Origin of the sequence: Geobacillus sp. C56-T3, assembly GCF_000092445.1 — a bacterium.
GTDB lineage: Bacteria > Bacillota > Bacilli > Bacillales > Anoxybacillaceae > Geobacillus > Geobacillus thermoleovorans.
The window spans coordinates 2,207,390-2,225,813 of sequence record NC_014206.1 but is presented as its reverse complement, the minus strand read 5'-3'; the positions used below and the strand labels follow the sequence as shown (position 1 = coordinate 2,225,813).

At 53.3% G+C, this 18,424-nt stretch carries 14 protein-coding genes; 9 read left to right on the top strand and 5 right to left on the bottom strand.

The features are described from left to right. Positions 1-248: 248 nt before the first annotated feature. A complete protein-coding gene (locus tag GC56T3_RS11060) occupies positions 249-818 on the bottom strand; it encodes a Uma2 family endonuclease (protein ID WP_013145604.1) in 570 nt (189 codons plus the stop codon). Between the two features lie 218 nt (positions 819-1,036). Between GC56T3_RS11060 and GC56T3_RS11055 the strand changes: the two genes are divergently transcribed. Continuing rightward, complete coding sequence (locus tag GC56T3_RS11055) at positions 1,037-2,023, top strand: acryloyl-CoA reductase (RefSeq protein WP_013145603.1); 987 nt, start codon at positions 1,037-1,039, stop codon at positions 2,021-2,023. A gap of 308 nt (positions 2,024-2,331) precedes the next feature. On the opposite strand, the gene GC56T3_RS11050 is transcribed toward GC56T3_RS11055, so the two are convergent. Then, positions 2,332-3,243 (bottom strand): LysR family transcriptional regulator, encoded by a 912-nt coding sequence (locus GC56T3_RS11050; RefSeq protein ID WP_013145602.1) that lies wholly within the window; start codon positions 3,241-3,243, stop codon positions 2,332-2,334. A gap of 125 nt (positions 3,244-3,368) precedes the next feature. Between GC56T3_RS11050 and gltB the strand changes: the two genes are divergently transcribed. The 5 genes from gltB to GC56T3_RS11025 all read left to right on the top strand — a co-directional run bounded on the left by gltB (position 3,369) and on the right by GC56T3_RS11025 (position 13,376). Next, complete coding sequence (gltB, locus tag GC56T3_RS11045) at positions 3,369-7,928, top strand: glutamate synthase large subunit (protein WP_013145601.1); 4,560 nt, start codon at positions 3,369-3,371, stop codon at positions 7,926-7,928. 145 nt (positions 7,929-8,073) lie between these two features. Next, on the top strand, positions 8,074-9,558 hold the full coding sequence (locus tag GC56T3_RS11040) for a glutamate synthase subunit beta (RefSeq protein ID WP_013145600.1): 1,485 nt from the start codon (positions 8,074-8,076) through the stop codon (positions 9,556-9,558). Between the two features lie 79 nt (positions 9,559-9,637). Next, on the top strand, positions 9,638-10,234 hold the full coding sequence (locus GC56T3_RS11035) for a phosphatase PAP2 family protein (RefSeq protein WP_013145599.1): 597 nt from the start codon (positions 9,638-9,640) through the stop codon (positions 10,232-10,234). Between the two features lie 176 nt (positions 10,235-10,410). After that, the gene (locus tag GC56T3_RS11030) at positions 10,411-11,136 is read left to right on the top strand and encodes a hypothetical protein (protein ID WP_013145598.1); all 726 of its coding nucleotides are present in this window, start codon (positions 10,411-10,413) and stop codon (positions 11,134-11,136) included. Between the two features lie 146 nt (positions 11,137-11,282). After that, positions 11,283-13,376, top strand: coding sequence for a GDYXXLXY domain-containing protein (locus GC56T3_RS11025; RefSeq protein ID WP_013145597.1), 2,094 nt, complete (start codon positions 11,283-11,285; stop codon positions 13,374-13,376). A gap of 24 nt (positions 13,377-13,400) precedes the next feature. Here GC56T3_RS11025 and GC56T3_RS11020 read toward each other — a convergent pair whose 3' ends face one another. Next, positions 13,401-14,273 carry a fructosamine kinase family protein gene (locus GC56T3_RS11020; RefSeq protein WP_013145596.1) on the bottom strand — a complete coding sequence of 291 codons (873 nt, stop codon included), beginning with the start codon at positions 14,271-14,273 and terminating at the stop codon, positions 13,401-13,403. Then, a complete protein-coding gene (locus GC56T3_RS11015) occupies positions 14,270-14,998 on the bottom strand; it encodes an NAD-dependent deacylase (RefSeq protein WP_013145595.1) in 729 nt (242 codons plus the stop codon). Before GC56T3_RS11015 ends, GC56T3_RS11020 begins: the two co-directional genes overlap by 4 nt. Positions 14,999-15,143: 145 nt before the next feature. On the opposite strand from GC56T3_RS11015, the gene GC56T3_RS11010 reads away from it, so the two are divergent. Beyond that, positions 15,144-15,695, top strand: coding sequence for a DJ-1/PfpI family protein (locus GC56T3_RS11010; RefSeq protein WP_013145594.1), 552 nt, complete (start codon positions 15,144-15,146; stop codon positions 15,693-15,695). Here GC56T3_RS11010 and GC56T3_RS19690 read toward each other — a convergent pair. Beyond that, positions 15,664-16,086 (bottom strand): hypothetical protein, encoded by a 423-nt coding sequence (locus GC56T3_RS19690; RefSeq protein WP_193568266.1) that lies wholly within the window; start codon positions 16,084-16,086, stop codon positions 15,664-15,666. The two genes, GC56T3_RS11010 and GC56T3_RS19690, sit on opposite strands and share 32 nt — an antisense overlap. Between GC56T3_RS19690 and GC56T3_RS11005 the strand changes: the two genes are divergently transcribed. Further along, the gene (locus GC56T3_RS11005) at positions 16,055-17,491 is read left to right on the top strand and encodes an NAD-dependent malic enzyme (RefSeq protein WP_013145593.1); all 1,437 of its coding nucleotides are present in this window, start codon (positions 16,055-16,057) and stop codon (positions 17,489-17,491) included. The genes GC56T3_RS19690 and GC56T3_RS11005 overlap by 32 nt on opposite strands. A gap of 145 nt (positions 17,492-17,636) precedes the next feature. Further along, positions 17,637-18,392, top strand: a complete 756-nt coding sequence (locus tag GC56T3_RS11000) for an SIS domain-containing protein (protein WP_013145592.1) — start codon at positions 17,637-17,639, stop codon at positions 18,390-18,392. Positions 18,393-18,424: the final 32 nt, after the last annotated feature.

Sequence of the window (18,424 nt, the reverse complement as noted above, 5' to 3'; positions counted from 1 at the left end):
GAAGAAGGACAAACGCCAGCTTGGGTCGACAGGCTGGTGTTTTGTTTGCCTTCGTGCAGACATTCGGAAAAACATAGAAGCAGGCGGCTGTCGCTAGGGCTGAACGTTCTCCCGCCTATGCGCTTGTTCTTCGAGATGGGAGATTCTTAGACACCTGCCTTAGGGCAGGCTGCCCGATCATCGATTCCTGTGTGTTTGACGAAAGATCGATCATGAACACTGAATGGTCATTCCGAACAAGAGCCGTTTTAACCCCATTCAAATACATACGTTAATGGAATAGCTAAGTCCTTAAATTGTGCGGAATGCAGCGTGTCTTGTTGTCCGTATGTTGCATGTCGTTGATATGTACCTTCGTGCAAATAGTACACATGAATCATTTTATTAGCAGTATCAACAATCCAATATTCCGCAATTCCATAGTGTTGGTAAGTATAAAATTTTTCGTTGTAGTCTTTTAAAGCGGTTGAAGGTGACAAGACTTCAACAACCAGTGTAGGTGCCCCGTAACATCCTTTTTGGACAATCTGTCTTTTATTGCAAATAACTGCAATATCGGGTTGGACAATGTCATCAGGGGTTTCATACGTTTCATTTTTGCTAAGGAATACATCAAACGGCGCCATAAAAACATAACAATGTTTGTTTTGAAAAAAATGGCGCAAAGCAAAATACAATTCTCCGACTGCAAATTGATGTTCCGAAGATGGAGCAGGTGTCATATTATATGCTTTTCCATTTATAAGTTCCCAGCGACCTTCCCATGTTTTCCAGTCAGCGTAAGTGTAAATTTTGTTCGAGTCAGGGATATTGCCCATTGTTTCACCCTCTTTCATTTTAAGAATACGTTTGTTTACAGTTTAGCAAAAGAAATCAAGGAAGTGTAGGGAGGACTTTCATTAGACGTTTATTCATCACCCGCTTACGCTCACAAGTGGGAGTGAGGGTCTTCTTGGTTCAGGATGATAAAAAAGGAATCCGGCGTTTGTTTGTCGAATGACATGAGTGAAGAATGTATGGGGAAAGGGAGAGAATGATGTCCGCATTTCAAGCGTTCGTTGTCAACAAAACCGAAACAGAATTTACCGCCGGTGTGCAGACGATTTCCATGGATGATTTGCCGGAAGGCGATGTCCTTGTCCGTGTCCATTATTCGAGCGTCAACTACAAAGACGGATTGGCGTCCATTCCGGACGGCAAAATTGTGAAAACGTATCCGTTTGTGCCGGGAATTGATTTGGCCGGGGTGGTTGTTTCGTCGCAACATCCGCGTTTTCGCGAAGGAAATGAGGTGATTGCGACCGGCTATGAAATCGGCGTGACACATTTCGGAGGCTACAGTGAATATGCTCGCCTGCACGGCGAATGGCTCGTGCCGCTGCCGAAAGGGTTGACGTTGAAAGAAGCGATGGCGATCGGGACGGCTGGGTTCACGGCGGCGCTGTCCATCCACCGTCTTGAGGAGCACGGGCTGACGCCGGAACGCGGGCCGGTGCTTGTCACGGGGGCGACGGGCGGCGTCGGGAGTCTGGCCGTGTCGATGCTCGCGAAGCGCGGCTACACGGTGGAAGCGAGCACAGGCAAAGCGGCGGAGCACGATTATTTGCGCGTTTTAGGGGCGAAAGAAGTGTTGACGCGAGAGGACGTCACGGCTGAGCGCATTCGTCCGCTTGATAAGCAGCGCTGGGCAGCGGCAGTCGATCCGGTCGGCGGCCGGACGCTGGCCACGGTGTTAAGCCGCATCCGCTACGGCGGAGCCGTGGCGGTGAGCGGACTGACCGGAGGGGCGGAAGTGCCGACGACGGTCCATCCGTTTATTTTGCGCGGCGTCAGTTTGCTTGGCATTGATTCCGTCTATTGTCCAATGGATTTGCGTTTGCGCATTTGGGAACGGCTCGCTGGCGACTTAAAGCCGGATTTGGAGCGGATTGCTCAAGAGATTTCGCTCGCTGAATTGCCGCAAGCGCTTAAGCGCATTTTGCGTGGCGAACTGCGCGGCCGGATGGTGGTGCGGTTAGGATGACGTTCGGGACGCGGTCTGCTTGAAGCAACGCCAAAAGCCCGATGCTTCCACATTCCTTCTTGTTTTGTCCTTGACACGAACACTTCCTAAAAGGCCGGTGAAAAACGATCATTTTCGTCAAATGGGTGATTTTTGTTGGGAAAGAAGAGCCATTTTTACAAGGTTTTTTAACTTGAGAAGGGATATTGTTGAGCTGATTTTTTCATTAAATCACCAGTCTTCTAAACGAAAAAGAGTGAAGGGGACGGGGGAGGCAGGCGTGCAGAAGAATAAGAGAAAGACGCAGGAAGCAGCGCCTGCGTCTTTTTTTATCCGCGCAATTGATACCGCTCCAGCTCGGAGAAAAAGTCTTTCACAAACCGGTAAAACACTTTCACCGACGGGGCGAGCTCGTGATGGTCGGAGACGATGATGCCGACATTTCGCTTCACTTGCGGCATTTCAATCGGCACTTTGGCGGCGTAGCGAAGCAAGCTTTCCGACAGGGCGCTCTCCGGCAAGAGGGTCACGCCGATGCCGGCGGAGACAAGCCCTTTAATGGCATCGAGATCTTCGCCTTCCGATGAGATGTTAGGCGAAAATCCGGCTTGGTGGCAAGCGTCAATGACGATTTGATGCAAAATGTATCCCTTTGGAAACGTAACAAACGGGTCGTGGCGCAGTTCGTTTAACACGATCCGGTCGCGGCGAGCGAGCGGATGGCTGTTCGGCAGGAGGGCCGCAAACGGTTCAGAAAATAAAATTTCCCCTTTGATGCCGATTTCGCGTGCGGGAATTGGTCCAAGAAAGGCCAAGTCAATTTCCCGTTTTTTCACCGCTTCGATTAAATAATAGTACGACCCTTGGCGGAGATGGAACGAGACGTTTGGGTGTTCCGCTTTAAAGGCGGAGATGACCATGGGCATCATGTGGCTTGCCAGGCTTGTCGGAAACCCGATTTTAATCGTCCCGCGCTCCGGGTCTAAATATTCTTCGATTTGTTGCTTTGCATCATCGACCGCCTTCAACACCGCTTCGGCGTGCGGCAAAAAATGGCGGCCGATCGGGGTGAGCTTCACGTTCCGCCCTTCCCGTTCAAAAAGATGCACGCCAAGCTCCGCTTCTAAGTTTGCGATTTGCCGGCTGATCGCCGACTGCGCGACATGGAGGGCATCGGCGGCTTCGGAGACGTGTTCGCGCCGGGCGACTTCCACGAAATATTGCAGTTGCCGCAGCTCCATTTTTCTCCCTCCTTTTGATTGATCGCAAAATGAGATGGATTTTATCTAAATTATATATTGTTTATATTAATTTTGAAAACTACAATGAATATTACAGACAATTCGGAACGGGAGGGGAAGGCAGCATGAAACACTACGGATTACCGGAAGCGCAAGGGTTATATCGCCCGGAATTTGAACATGATGCATGCGGGATCGGGTTTTATGCGCATTTGAAAGGAAAACCGTCGCACGACATTATCAAAAAGGCACTTCATATGCTTCGCCAGCTTGAACACCGCGGCGGACAAGGGAGCGATCCGGAAACGGGCGATGGCGCGGGCATTATGACGCAAATTCCGCATGAGTATTTTCAAGCGGTGTGCGGCGGGATGAACTTGCCGGAAAAAGGGCGCTACGGGGTCGGGATGTTCTTTTTGCCGGAAGAGGAAGCGAAACGGGCGTACTATGAATCGATGTTCAATGAGATCGTCGCTCAAGAAGGGCAACGGTTGCTCGGATGGCGGACAGTTCCGGTCGATCGTGAAAAGCTTGGCAAACTGGCGCGGCAAAGCCAGCCGTTCATCCGCCAAGTGTTTGTCGCGGCAAGTGATGACGTGGCTGATGAGTTGGCGTTTGAACGGAAGCTGTATGTGATCCGCAAACAATTCGAAAAATGTGTGGAAAACAACGAGTGCTATGTAGCGAGCTTCTCGAGCCGGACGATCGTTTATAAAGGGCTGCTCACGCCGGAACAAATCGATGCGTTTTATTTGGATTTGCAAGATGAACGGTTCCGTTCGGCGTTTGCCCTCGTGCACTCGCGCTTCAGCACGAACACGTTCCCGAGCTGGGAGCGGGCCCATCCGAACCGCTATTTGATCCATAACGGCGAAATCAACACGCTGCGCGGCAATGTCAACTGGATGACGGCGCGCGAGAAGCAATTTGTGTCGGAAGCGTTCGGCGCGGATTTGGAAAAAGTCGTGCCGATTTTGGATACGAACGGCAGCGACTCGTCGATTTTGGACAATGCGTTCGAATTTTTCGTTCTTGCTGGCCGGAAGCCGGCCCATGTCGCGATGATGCTCATTCCGGAACCGTGGTTTTGGGATGAGCAGATGGACGGGGCGAAAAAGGCGTTTTACGAGTACCATAGCTGTCTCATGGAGCCGTGGGATGGACCGACGGCGATTTCGTTCACCGACGGCAAGCAAATCGGCGCCATTTTGGACCGGAACGGCTTGCGTCCGGCCCGCTATTACGTCACCAAAGACGACTACATTATTTTCTCATCCGAAGTCGGCGTCATTGATGTCGACCCGAACAACATTTTATATAAGGAACGGCTGAGCCCGGGGAAAATGCTTTTGGTTGACCTCGAGCAAGGGCGCATCATCTCCGACCAGGAAATCAAGGAAGAAATGGCTCATGAAAAGCCATATCGCCAATGGATCAACGAGCAAATGATCACGCTTGGCGATCTGGAAATTCCGGAGGACGTCGAAGCGCCGAAGCAACTCGTCAAACTGCAAAAAGCGTTCGGCTACACGTTTGAAGATGTGGAAAAAACGATTTTGCCGATGGCGGCGGAAGGAAAAGATCCGACCGGCGCCATGGGCATGGACGCGCCGCTTGCCGTGCTGTCGGAGCGGCCGCAAAGTTTGTTCAACTACTTCAAGCAGCTGTTCGCCCAAGTGACAAATCCGCCGATTGATGCGATCCGCGAATATGTCGTCACCTCGACGATGACGCTGCTTGGCAAAGAAGGGAACATTTTGCATCCGGACGCCAAAGCGGCGCGGCGCATCCGCTTGGAAACTCCGCTATTGACGAACGAAGAGCTCGCAGCGTTAAAAGCCAATCCGTACCCGGAATTTGCGTGCGCGGTGCTGCCGACGCTGTTTACTGATGATTTGAAACAGGCGCTTGATGAGCTGTTTGCCAAAGCGGATGAAGCGATCGAAAACGGGGTGGCGCTTCTTGTGCTGTCCGACCGCGGCGTTGATGAAACACATGTCGCCATTCCGGTTTTGTTGGCGACAAGCGGGCTTCACCAGCATCTTGTCCGCAAAGGGACGCGCACGAACGTCAGCCTGCTTGTAGAAAGCGGTGAAGCGCGTGAAGTGCATCATTTTGCGGCGCTCATCGGCTACGGGGCGGACGCCATCAACCCGTACTTGGCGCTGGAGACGATCCGCCAAGCGTCAGAAAACGGCACGATCGCCTTGTCTTACCGTGAAGCGGTGAAAACATATATCAAGGCGGCTGTTGACGGTGTCGTCAAAGTGATGTCGAAAATGGGCATTTCGACGGTGCAAAGCTACCGCGGCGCACAAATTTTTGAGGCCGTCGGCATCGGCAACGATGTCATTGATGAATACTTTACCGGCACGGCATCGCAAATTGGCGGCATCGGGCTTGCGGAAATCGCCAAAGAAGCGAAAATGCGCCATGAGTCCGCATTTGACGCACGGTACGAAGACGATGTGCTGGATACGGGCAGCGAGCTGCAATGGCGCCGCAACGGCGAACATCACGCGTTCAACCCGAAAACGATCCATTTGCTGCAGTGGGCGTGCCGGAAAAACGATTACAACCTCTATAAACAATATTCGAAACTGGCCAATGAAGAACAGTTGACGTTCTTGCGCAATTTGTTCGATTTCGATTCGAGCCGGCAGCCGGTGCCGATTGAGGAAGTCGAACCGGTCGAGTCGATCGTCCGCCGCTTTAAAACAGGGGCCATGTCGTTCGGTTCGATCAGCCAGGAAGCCCATGAGGCGCTGGCGATCGCTATGAACCGGATCGGCGGAAAAAGCAACAGCGGCGAGGGCGGCGAAGACCCGGCCCGCTATGTGAAAGATGAAAACGGCGACTGGCGCCGCAGCGCGATCAAACAAGTGGCATCCGGACGTTTTGGCGTAAAAAGCCATTATTTGGTCAATGCCGATGAATTGCAAATCAAAATGGCCCAAGGAGCAAAACCGGGTGAAGGCGGGCAGCTTCCGGCCAACAAAGTGTATCCGTGGGTCGGCAAAGTGCGCGGCTCAACGCCAGGGGTGGAGCTCATCTCTCCGCCGCCGCACCATGACATTTACTCGATTGAAGATTTGGCCCAACTCATTTATGATTTGAAAAACGCCAACAAAGATGCGCGCATCAGCGTGAAGCTCGTCGCCAAAGCCGGCGTTGGCACGATCGCCGCTGGCGTGGCGAAAGGGAACGCCGATGTCATTGTCATCAGCGGCTATGACGGCGGCACGGGCGCTTCGCCGAAAACGAGCATTAAGCACGCCGGCCTGCCGTGGGAGCTTGGATTGGCGGAAACGCACCAGACGCTCATGCTCAATGGGTTGCGCGACCGCGTCGTTCTAGAAACCGATGGCAAACTTATGACCGGCCGTGATGTCGTGATGGCGGCGCTGTTTGGCGCCGAAGAGTTCGGGTTTGCGACCGCCCCGCTCGTTGTTTTAGGCTGTGTCATGATGCGCGTCTGCCATTTGGATACATGCCCGGTCGGCGTGGCGACGCAAAATCCGGAACTGCGCAAAAAATTCACCGGGAAGCCAGAACATGTCGTCAACTTTATGTACTTTGTCGCTCAAGAAGTGCGGGAAATGATGGCGGAGCTCGGCTTCCGCACGATCGACGAAATGGTCGGCCGCGTCGATGTCTTGAAGGTAAGCGAGCGGGCGAAAGCGCATTGGAAAGCGAAACATCTCGATCTGTCGCGTCTTCTGTACCAAGTCGATGGCCCGCGCACAGGCAGCAAAGGGCAAAACCATCGAATGGAAGAGACGCTCGACTATACGAAAATTTTGCCGGCGGTGCAGCCAGCGCTTGAGCGGCAGGAGCCGATCGAACTTCACCTCGCCATCCGCAATGTCCACCGCACGGTCGGGGCAATGACGGGAAGCGAAATCTCGAAACGCTACGGCGAGGAAGGACTGCCGGACGACACGATCCGCCTCCACTTCACGGGATCGGCCGGGCAAAGCTTTGCGGCGTTTGTGCCAAAAGGGATGACGCTCGAACTGGTCGGCGATGCGAACGACTATGTCGGCAAAGGGCTTTCCGGCGGCAAAGTGATCGTTCGCCCGCCGCATGAGGCGCCGTTTGCCGCGGCTGACAACGTCATTATCGGCAACGTCGCTTTCTATGGAGCAACAAGTGGTGAAGCGTACATTCGCGGCCGCGCCGGGGAGCGGTTCTGCGTGCGCAACAGCGGCGTCCATGCCGTTGTTGAGGGAGTCGGCGATCACGGGTGTGAATATATGACCGGCGGCCGCGTCGTCATCCTCGGTTCGGTTGGCAAAAACTTCGCCGCTGGCATGTCCGGGGGCATCGCTTACGTTCTCGCTGACGAAGACAGCTGGCAGCAAACCGCCAACCTTGAGCTCGTCTCGTTTGAGCGGCTCGAAGACGAGGAAGAAATTCGCGACGTGCGTCGGATGATCGAAAACCATTACCGCTATACGGGAAGCCCGCGGGCGGCGTTAGTGCTCGAAGAGTGGGATGCGTATGTCCGCCGGTTTGTCAAAGTCATTCCGCGCAACTATAAACTGATGATGGAAACGATTCAAACGCTCGAGCAATCTGGGTTTTCACATGAAGAAGCCGTCATGGCGGCGTTTGAAACGGTGGCGAAACGGAAAAAAGCGGCTGCCGTCGGTGTCCATGTGTTGCAAGCGGCCGCGAAATAAGGTCTTCCTTTCGGGCGGCTGTGGCATGGCGGCGCCGCTTTGGCCCCGCGGCCGCGCGGGGCTCGCTTTTTAACTGGCCTAACAGGCGGGAAGGCCGCATCGGGGAGAAGAGAGGACGTGTACGGAAAGAAGGAGGGGAACCATCGTGGGAAAAGCAACAGGGTTTATGGAATATGCACGCGAGGAAGAAAAAAAGCGCGACCCGCTTTCCCGTCTTGATGATTGGAAAGAATATACACAGCCGTTTTCGGAAGAGGTGCTGGCCCGCCAAGGCGCCCGCTGTATGGACTGTGGCACGCCGTTTTGTCATATGGGATTGGAGCTAAACGGCCTTACCTCGGGGTGTCCGGTGCACAACTTGATCCCAGAATGGAACGATTTGGTGTACCGAGGCCGTTGGAAAGAAGCGCTTGACCGACTTTTAAAGACCAACAACTTCCCAGAATTTACCGGCCGCGTCTGTCCGGCGCCGTGCGAAGGATCGTGCACGGTGGCCATTTCCGACCCAGCGGTTGCGATTAAAGGAATCGAACGGGCCATTATTGATAAAGGGTTTGCCGAGGGATGGGTGAAACCGCGCATCCCGAAGACGCGCACGGGGAAAAAGGTGGCCATCGTCGGCTCCGGCCCGGCCGGGTTGGCCTGCGCTGACCAACTCAACCAAGCCGGCCATTCGGTGACGGTGTATGAGCGGGCTGACCGCATCGGCGGCTTATTGATGTACGGCATTCCGAATATGAAGTTGGAAAAAGAAGTGGTCGAGCGGCGGGTGCGTCTGCTCGAAGAGGAAGGCATCACGTTTATTACGAACACCGAAGTCGGCAAAGATATTATGGCTGACGAACTGCGTGCTCAGTACGACGCCGTCGTCTTGTGCATCGGTGCGCAAAAGCAGCGCGATTTGGCCATTGAAGGCCGGGAGCTTGAGGGTGTCCATTTTGCGATGGATTATTTGACCGGCGTGACGAAAAGTTTATTGGATTCGAATTTTGCCGACGGCCAGTTTATCGATGCCAAGGGAAAACGTGTCATTGTGATCGGCGGCGGCGACACGGGGGCCGACTGCGTGGCGACCGCGCTGCGCCAAGGCTGCAAAAGCGTCGTCCAGTTCGGCAAACACCCTGCCTTGCCGGACAAGCGCCCGGACGATAATCCGTGGCCGCAATATCCGCTCGTCTTTACGCTTGACTACGCGTATGAAGAAGCAAAAGCGAAATTCGGCGCCGACCCGCGTCAATATTGTATTCAAACAAAGAAAATCGTTGGCGACGAGCACGGCCGCGTGAAAGAGCTGCATACGATTCAAATGGAAAAAATCATCGATGAAAACGGCAAAGCGATCTTTAAAGAAATTCCGGGGACGGAACAAGTATGGCCGTGCGATTTGGTGTTTATCGCCATTGGGTTTGAAGGGCCAGAGCAGCCGTTGTTGAAGCAGTTTGGCGTTGAAACGGCCAACAACAAAGTGAAAGCCCCATACGGCAAATATACAACAAACATCGAGGGCGTGTTTGCCGCCGGCGACGCCCGCCGCGGCCAAAGCTTGATCGTCTGGGCCATCCATGAAGGCCGAGGGGCGGCTCGTGAAGTCGATCGGTTCCTGATGGGAGAGACGAAGTTGCCGTGGTGATGGATCCCTCCTTAAAAAGCACCGCTTTTTAAGGAGGATTTTTTGTTTTTCTGGAAAAGAAGATATAAGGAGGAGAGTGATGCTCAGCATGAATCGACGATTATGGATCACCGCGGCTATGAGTCTTGGCCTTTTTTTGCTTGTTTGGACAGGCGTGGCCGCTGGATGGACGGAGGGAATTGATGAAGAGGGGCTGCGTCTGTTTGATTATTGGAATTGGCTTGACCCGTTTACGTTTCTTGGCAATGGAAAGACGATTGGCACCATCAGCATTATGCTTGTCATTGGTTTATGGTTTTTTCGCCGCGACGTCTACGGAATGGTGTTGGTTGTGGCCGCTGTTGGCGGGGGATATGGCATCAATGAGTGGCTAAAACATATCATTGGACGGCCTCGACCGCCTCATGCTGAAATCGGTGGATTTAGTTTTCCAAGCGGCCACGCGATGATCGGGACGATTTACTTGTTGATTTTGGCGTACTTTTTGGCGCAAACGCGCACGAAGCGAGGCGAGCGGGCCGCGATTTACGGCGTTTTTGGAGCGCTTGCCCTGTTGACTGGCTTAAGCAGGTTAAGTCTGCAAGTGCATTATCCATCTGATGTGCTTGGTGGGTTTTTGCTCGGGGTTGCCTATGTATCAGCCTGCCTGGCTCTTTACCGTAGGTTCACTCGCTGAAGCGGATTTTAGAACATGGACAAAAAACGATTTTTGTTTTGATTTCGCGCGGTGAAAAGCAAATTTTGCGGCTTTGTGTTGAGCTTTGCCATTGTCGAAATTAGGGAGAAAATCTCTTTTTCTATACTATCGCGTTGACCGAGACAATGATACAATGGGGAAAAGGAGGTGAAACGATGGGGCAAGCCGAACTCGTGCAAATGATGGCCGAACTGCTTGACCAAAAGCTCAATCCCATCCACGTGCGGCTCGATCGGATCGAAGGAAATGTCCGAGCGCTTCAAGAAGGACAGGCGCGCTTGGAAGGCGAGGTGCAAGCGCTCAAGGAAGGGCAGATGCGCCTTGAAGTCGAGGTGCAGGCGCTCAAAGAAGGGCAAGCACGCCTCGAAGGCGAGGTGCAAGCGCTCAAGGAAGGGCAGATGCGCCTTGAAGTCGAGGTGCAGGCGCTCAAAGAAGGGCAAGCACGCCTCGAAGGAGAAGTGCAGGTGCTCAAGGAAGGGCAGGCGCGCCTGGAAGATGAAGTGCAGTTGTTACAGAAGGGACAAGTCCGCTTGGACCAACGGCTTCACCGGGTTGAGGAGGATGTGCGCACATTAAAAGTGGATATGAACGCGGTCAAAGGCGACGTTCAAACACTGAAAGCCGACATGGACGCGGTCAAGGACGATGTTCAAACATTGAAAGAAGGACAGCAACGGCTCGAAGAAAAAGTTGACTACCTTGCTACGGAAATGCGGAGCCACTTTCGCCACATTGAAAATATGCTCCATAAGCATCAGGCCGCTCTTGATATGGCTTCGCGCGAGTTCTCTTCTAAACAGGCATCCATCGATTATTTGATGAAAAAAGTCGCAGAGCATGATATGGAAATTTTCCACTTAAAAAATTATCTCCAACCATAATGTTCTTCACCGCAACAAAGAAAAAAGTCTAAAAGGCCGGTGGCAACTAGGAAAATGCGATGCAATAAGGCGTGTTTTCACTGGTCTTCTAGACAGCTTTTTCAGCATATGTTATAGAAAAGATCAAGTCACAAGGGGGAAGCGATATGGCGGCCCGTATCGTGAAAACGGGGTATGCGTTGGCGTTTTTGTGCATCATTGCCGGCATTGTGTATTTTTTTGCCGCCAACTGGCCTGAGATGGGGCGAGAGGTGAAAGTCGGGACCAGCATCGGCATGATGGCGGCATTTTACATCGCAAGCGCGGCGCTTTGGGGCCGCCATCGTTTCTTAGGGCGCTGGATGCTGATCGGTGGGGTGTTGTCATTTGGCATTGCGTTGGCGTTGCTTGGACAAATTTACAATTCGCATGCTGACAGTTATTGGCTGTTTCTTGCCTGGCTTGCGCCGACCGCTTTGTTGGCGCTGCTGACAAAAGAACGGGTGCTGTCCGTGATCACGATTGGGTTGCTGCAGCTTGCGTGCTGGTTTTATTATTTTCCGTCCGCTTATCGGATTGAGTGGACGGAATGGTCTTCGTTTGGCGTGCTATCGTTATTCGTGATCGTAAACGGTGTTCTTTTTATTTTCGTTCGGACGCCGCTCATCGCTTGCTTGGCTTACATGGCCATGCAAGGTTGGCTGCTTGTGATTGACGTAACCGGTTTTTCCTATGGGCGCGACGCATGGTGGCCATACGTGTATGCCGTGTTGTTCGCCGTGTTGCTTTATTATTTTCTTGTCATCGCCAAGCAGCGGCCGTATGTGTTGTTGACGAGTTTGTTTGCTGGACTGTTTTTGTTCATTCAATACATTCGCTTGCTCGCAGATCATTTTGAAACGTGGCTGCTTCTCATTGGGCTTATGGCGGCCGTTGCTGTGCTGTGCGGCGGCGTTGTGCTATTGCGGCGGGCTGGGCTGTTTTCAGCGGAGACGAAAGCTGGAAGGCGGTTTTTGGCGGCGTTTCAAGCGATTGTCACGCTCGCGGCTTCGGTGTTGGCCATACAAAGCCTGCTTGGCTTGTATTTCCTTTGGACAGAGTCATGGTCTCCTTACGTGCTCTTTTTCATTTCCATCTTTGGGTTTGTCGTTCCTGCCTCATTTGGTCGGCGTTGGAATCCGGTCGTTCGTTATACACTGCTGGCTGTTGGCTATGGGCTCGGGGTGGCGATGGCGTGGGAGGTCTCGCGGTCGGCTCTGTTCCTCTATGCCATTGGGCTCGCGATTGGCGTCATCCGATCATCAGACAGCGGAGTGCGCCGGTTGACGACGGCGGCGCTGACGGTCTATTTAGGGATCGCCTTAAGTTCGGTGATGGATGACGGCCGGAAGGTGTTGCTCACCTTGGCTTTGGTCAGCGGCGGGTTGTATGCGTATGGCCGCTTTCGCGGAACGCCGTTTCTCACTCCGCTTGTCTTGGCGTTCGGCGCGCTTGGGATCGCGACAAGCGTTGATGTGTTTGCGGCTGATGGACTGTACGTGACGTTGAATATCGCCATGATTTTGGCGCTTGCCTTCTTTCTTTTCCGCGGTCGGCAACTGGAGCGGAAGACCGCTTGGGTGTACACAGCGCTTTATCTCGTGCTGAAATATTATGAACTCGCATGGAATTTGCTTCATAAATCAGTCAGTTTGCTGGCGGCGGGAGCGGTGTTGCTCGCATGGGCGGTATGGCTTGAGAAACGAAATGGCTTCACATGGGGGCGGGGCGTGCGCTGGGGGCGGCGCGTTTCGTTGTTGACGCTCATAATCGTGATCGCTCAATTTTCATTTTTAGGTTATACCGTGTGGCAAAAAGAGCGATTGCTGCGATATGGTGACGTCGTAAAGCTGGAGCTTGAGCCGATCGATCCACGTTCCATGCTGCAAGGGGATTATATTCAGCTTCGGTACGATATTTCCACCATTCCGTCGCTTGACGGAAGCGGACGGGTGCAAGTCGGGCTGCGAAAAGGAGAGGACGGGGTGCACCGTTTGGCTGGCGTATATATGGTCAATGGGGAAAAAAGGCCGGGATACACGCCGCAACCGGGGGACGTGATCATCACCGGTACGTTTCACGGCCCGCAAGTCGTGTATGGCATTGAATCGTATTTCATTCCGGAAAAAACGGGGATGAAACGGCAAGAGAATGTTCGGTTTGCCTATGTGCGCGTGAGCGAAAACGGTGATGCGCTGCTCGAAGCGATCCGTGCTGAATAAGGATGGCGGGGGAAGCAGGAAAAACTACTCCCCCGCGTAACGATCCAGCACGCGGTCAACAGCGCTGCCGTATGTTTCGCCAAATAAATTTAGATGAACGAGCAAGTAAAACAGCTGGTAGAGTGGTTTTCGGTCATGATAATCAGCCGAGAGCGGCATAAGCTCGCGATAGCTGTCGTAAAATCGGGATGGGAAGCCGCCAAACAGCTCGGTAAACGCGATCTCAAACTCATGATGGCCATACAAAACAGACGGATCGATCAAATACGGCACTCCGTCTGGCCCTGGAATCCAGTTGCCGCTCCATAAATCGCCATGCAAAAGCGACGGAAAACAGTCATCCGGGAGCCATTGGTCCAGCCGCTCGAGCAGCCATTCGAGACGTTTGCGCCGCTTGGCGGGCAGGAGACCTCTCTCCGCCGCTCGCGTCATTTGTGGTCTAAGGCGGGCGTCGCGGTAATAGTCGGGCCAGCGGCCGTACCAGCCGTTGCGCTGCGGCAGCATGCCGATATAGGTATCGCGGTCAAGGCCAAACGCCGGTCCGCGGCATTGATGGAGGCGGGCAAGGCCGCGGCCGAGCTGTTCGGCCGTCTGTTCCGTTTCTGCTCCTTCGATCCACTCCAAGACGAGCCAGCCCCAACCGTCCGCTTCCCCGAAGCCGAAGGTATGCGGAACGTTGATGGCGCGTGCTTGCCTGATCAACTCGAGGCCCATTTGTTCGGCAGCGAAAAATCCACTCGGCGGGAAACGTTGCATTTTGATAAAGTACGTTTGCTTGCCGCTTTGGACGCGATAGACGTCATTGATGTCGCCGCCCGAGACGCGGCGCCAATGGCGGATGCGGGAGTGGTCGCCGATCGATTCGAGCGCCATTTGCAACATGATTTCTTTAGTCATGGATTCACCTCCGCCAACTGCTCATTGAGCTCGTTCAGCACTTCACCGATTTTTCGCTGATGGATGACAGCGTCGGCGAGATCGTCCAGTTCAGTCGGTTTCCAATTGATAATCACAAGTCTTGCCCCGCTCCGCTTGGCAACAAGCGGCAGCTGGTTGGCTGGGGATACCTGCAGAGAGGAGCCGAGCACAACGAACAAGTCCGCTTGGCGGGCCGCTTCCCACGCTTGATCGATGGCTTTCTCCGGCAGCGGCTCGCCAAACAGCACGACCGACGGGCGCAAAACTCCGCCGCATTCGCACGTCAACACACCGTGCAAATAGACAAAGCTTGGCTTTGATTGCCCGCACCGCTGACAATGGACGGTGCGGAGCGAGCCGTGAAGTTCGATGACGCGTCGGCTTCCCGCTTCTTGATGAAAGCCATCGACATTTTGCGTCACAATGGTCTGCACGATTCCGCGCCGCTCCCAATCGGCCAACAAGCGGTGTCCGTCATGCGGTTGGCACTGTTGCAATGTGCGAATGCGATATTGGTAAAACTCGACGAACGATTCACGGCGATGGTACAGCGCATCGATGGTAGCGAGTTCGCTCGGGTTAAAACGCGCCCACAGCCCGGTGCGCGGCGAGCGGAAATCGGGCAGCCCGCTTTCGGTTGACATGCCGGCGCCGGTCAGCACAACGGTGCGGCGCGAGGCGGCCAGCCATGAGGTGATGGTCATTCTGTTTCCCTCCTTACTGTCGCAACCATAGCGACTCTCGTTTCTGCTGCTTCATACCTTTCCACCAATCATTTTACTTTTCCTTTTCACTCGTTTCCAGTATGATAGAAATGAAAGAAAAAAATGGACAAGGAGGCGGGAATCCATGAGCAAAAAAGTGCTGATCATCACGGGTGATGCTGTTGAGGCGCTTGAAGTATACTATCCGTATTACCGCTTGCTTGAAGAAGGTTATGAAGCTACGATTGCCGCGCCGAAGAAAAAGAAACTGCACACGGTCGTTCATGATTTTGCCGATTGGGATACGTATGTAGAAAAACAAGGCTATTTGATCGACGCTCATGCGTCGTTCCCCGAGGTTGACCCGGCGCAATACGACGGATTGGTCATTCCGGGCGGGCGCGCTCCGGAATACATTCGCCTTGATGAGAACGTGCAACGAATCGTTCGCCATTTCTTTGAAGCGAATAAGCCGATTGCCGCAATTTGCCACGCCTCGCTCATTTTTGAAACGATGCCGGATTTGTTGAAAGGACGGAGCTTGACAGCGTATATTGCCTGCAAACCCGGTGTCGAAGCGCTCGGAGCAACGTATGTGTCTGACAATACGGTCCATGTTGACGGCAACCTTGTCTCCGCTCATGCGTGGCCGGATTTGCCGGCGTTTATGCGTGAATTTCTCCGCCTGCTTCAATAAGTGGAAGAGAATGGCCTCCCTTTGGGCTAAAGGAAGGGAGGCCGTTGTTTTGTTGTGTTGCCGACCGTTTGCCGTTCGGACCAACCGTGTGGGGCGGCAGGACAGATGGTTGCTTGGCGACCTCCATTTTGTTCCGTGCTTTGATTGCCCAATAGATGCCGAATGGGATGGCCGCACCGGTGGCGAATTCGAAAATGGACCGCATAGCCCCAAGCCTAAACGCAATGCGGCGGTAAGCAAGAAGCGGCCGCGGAAAAGAGGTTGATGGAGGATAAGGGTTGTCTTTTTCCCATTCATGAGATAACATTTGTACCATAGAGTGTCTTACCATGAAATAGAGAAAAGGAAGGCGGTTATCTATGGCATTACCAGGCGGGGCAGCGATGAACATTACGATTCGTCTCCAGTTCGAAAAAGATATCGTCTCATTCAGCGATATCGCCGCCGCGATTGGCAAAGCGGGCGGGGACATTGTCGGGATTGACGTCATTTCATCAAGCAAAGTCCATACGGTGCGCGACATCACCGTCAGCGCGCTCGACACGAAGCAGTGCGATTTGATCATTGAGGCGCTGAAAAAAATTCAAGGTGTCAAAATCATCAACGTTTCCGACCGCACGTTTTTGATGCACATCGGGGGGAAAATTGAAACAAATTCAAAAATCCCAGTGAAAACGCGTGATGACTTGTCGCGGGTGTACACGCCGGGCGTGGCGCGCGTCTGCACGGCCATCGCTGAGGATCCGCGCAAGGCGTATTCGCTGACGATTAAACGGAATACGGTAGCCGTCGTCTCGGATGGCACGGCGGTGCTCGGGCTTGGCGACATCGGCCCGTATGCGGCGATGCCGGTCATGGAAGGGAAAGCGATGCTGTTTAAGGAGTTTGCCGGAGTGGACGCGTTTCCGATTTGCTTGAACACGAAAGATACGGAAGAGATCATCCAAATTGTGAAAGCGATCGCTCCGGCGTTTGGCGGCATTAATCTCGAAGACATTTCCGCTCCGCGCTGCTTTGAGATTGAAAAGCGGTTGAAGGAAGAGCTTGACATCCCGGTGTTCCATGACGACCAACACGGTACGGCGGTCGTGCTCTTGGCCGGGTTGCTTAATGCGTTGAAAATCGTCGACAAAAAGCTCGAGGACATTAAAGTGGTTCTCACCGGCATTGGCGCCGCTGGCATCGCCTGCACGAAAATTTTGCTTGCGGCCGGCGTACGCAACATTATCGGGGTCGACCGTCATGGCGCCATCCATCGCGATGAAACGTATGAAAATCCGTATTGGCAAGAATATGCGCAAATCACGAACCCGGATAATCTGAAAGGAAGCTTGTCCGATGTCATCGCCGACGCAGATGTGTTTATTGGCGTCTCAGCTCCCGGCATTTTAAAAGTGGAAGATGTGAAAAAAATGGCGCGCGACCCGATCGTGTTTGCGATGGCCAACCCGATTCCGGAAATTGATCCGGAGCTGGCCGAACCGTACGTGCGCGTTATGGCGACCGGGCGCTCTGACTATCCAAACCAAATTAACAACGTTCTTTGCTTCCCCGGCATTTTCCGCGGGGCGCTCGACTGCCGGGCGAGAGAAATTAACGAGGAAATGAAGCTCGCTGCCGCGAAGGCGATTGCCTCTGTCGTGACGGAGGATGAATTGAACGAAACATACATCATCCCGAGCGTCTTCAACAGCAAAGTCGTTGAACGCGTCAGACAAGCGGTCATCGAAGCCGCTTACCGCACTGGGGTGGCGCGGAAGGACAATATCCCGGTTGGCGGATATACAGGGCAGTAAAGCAAGGAATGCGATGGAACCGACGGACGGCTTCCTTTATAGGGGAAGCCGTTTTTTTGGCTGCAGGAGCGGGTCTAACCGTGGCTGCGGCGGGCTAAATCTAGTTTAGGGATAGGAAATCAAGCGCTTAAGGGGCGAATGGCCGATGATCGATCAATATTTCCAAAAAATCAATGAACGTCTGGAACTCGTTTTAAGCCATGAAAAGGACAATCTAAAAAAGGCCGCCCATATGGTAAGCGAAGCGATTCAAAACGGCGGAATCGTTCAGTTATTCGGATGCGGCCATTCCCATATTTTGACGGAGGAAGTGTTTTACCGGGCGGGAGGGCTTGTTCCGGTGAAACCGATCTTTGTCGAGCCGCTGATGCTTCACGAAGGGGCGGTGCGGTTGTCAATGTTGGAGAGAATGAATGATTTGGCACAAAATTTTATCAATCATGAGGATATACGTCCTGAAGATGTGTTTTTTGTTTTGTCCACATCGGGGCGCAATCCTGTTCCGATTGATGTGGCGTTGGCAGCAAAGGAGAAAGGGGCGTACACGATCGCGATTACATCTTTGGAATATTCGAAGAGTCAACCGTCGAGGCATAAGAGCGGTCGGTTATTGTATGAAGTGGTGGACTTGGTGATTGACAATCATTGTGTGAGAGGAGACGCGATTTTAGCTCATCCGAATGTTTCCGTTCCATTTGCCCCTACTTCGACCGTGATCGGCAGCGCGATTTTAAACGCCGTTTTCGCCGAGGCGATTGTCCTCATGGCGGAAAATGGAATAGAACCGCCGATCTTTTTAAGCGGCAACATTGAGGGGGCGGATGAACATAACCGCCGATGGGTGGAGAAGTATAAAGCGCGCATTCCGGTGTTGGTTGAGGGGCATCAACTATCGCAATAGAAGAGGCGCTCTATAGCCAACCGCCATCCGTT

Bases quoted from the DNA above. Each gene is read 5' to 3' on its own strand.
- GC56T3_RS11060 (WP_013145604.1), bottom strand. From the start codon at position 818: ATGGGCAATATCCCTGACTCGAACAAAATTTACACTTACGCTGACTGG.
- GC56T3_RS11055 (WP_013145603.1), top strand. From the start codon at position 1,037: ATGTCCGCATTTCAAGCGTTCGTTGTCAACAAAACCGAAACAGAATTT.
- GC56T3_RS11050 (WP_013145602.1), bottom strand. From the start codon at position 3,243: ATGGAGCTGCGGCAACTGCAATATTTCGTGGAAGTCGCCCGGCGCGAA.
- gltB (WP_013145601.1), top strand. From the start codon at position 3,369: ATGAAACACTACGGATTACCGGAAGCGCAAGGGTTATATCGCCCGGAA.
- GC56T3_RS11035 (WP_013145599.1), top strand. From the start codon at position 9,638: ATGCTCAGCATGAATCGACGATTATGGATCACCGCGGCTATGAGTCTT.
- GC56T3_RS11030 (WP_013145598.1), top strand. From the start codon at position 10,411: ATGGGGCAAGCCGAACTCGTGCAAATGATGGCCGAACTGCTTGACCAA.
- GC56T3_RS11025 (WP_013145597.1), top strand. From the start codon at position 11,283: ATGGCGGCCCGTATCGTGAAAACGGGGTATGCGTTGGCGTTTTTGTGC.
- GC56T3_RS11020 (WP_013145596.1), bottom strand. From the start codon at position 14,273: ATGACTAAAGAAATCATGTTGCAAATGGCGCTCGAATCGATCGGCGAC.
- GC56T3_RS11015 (WP_013145595.1), bottom strand. From the start codon at position 14,998: ATGACCATCACCTCATGGCTGGCCGCCTCGCGCCGCACCGTTGTGCTG.
- GC56T3_RS11010 (WP_013145594.1), top strand. From the start codon at position 15,144: ATGAGCAAAAAAGTGCTGATCATCACGGGTGATGCTGTTGAGGCGCTT.
- GC56T3_RS11005 (WP_013145593.1), top strand. From the start codon at position 16,055: ATGGCATTACCAGGCGGGGCAGCGATGAACATTACGATTCGTCTCCAG.
- GC56T3_RS19690 (WP_193568266.1), bottom strand. From the start codon at position 16,086: ATGTTCATCGCTGCCCCGCCTGGTAATGCCATAGATAACCGCCTTCCT.
- GC56T3_RS11000 (WP_013145592.1), top strand. From the start codon at position 17,637: ATGATCGATCAATATTTCCAAAAAATCAATGAACGTCTGGAACTCGTT.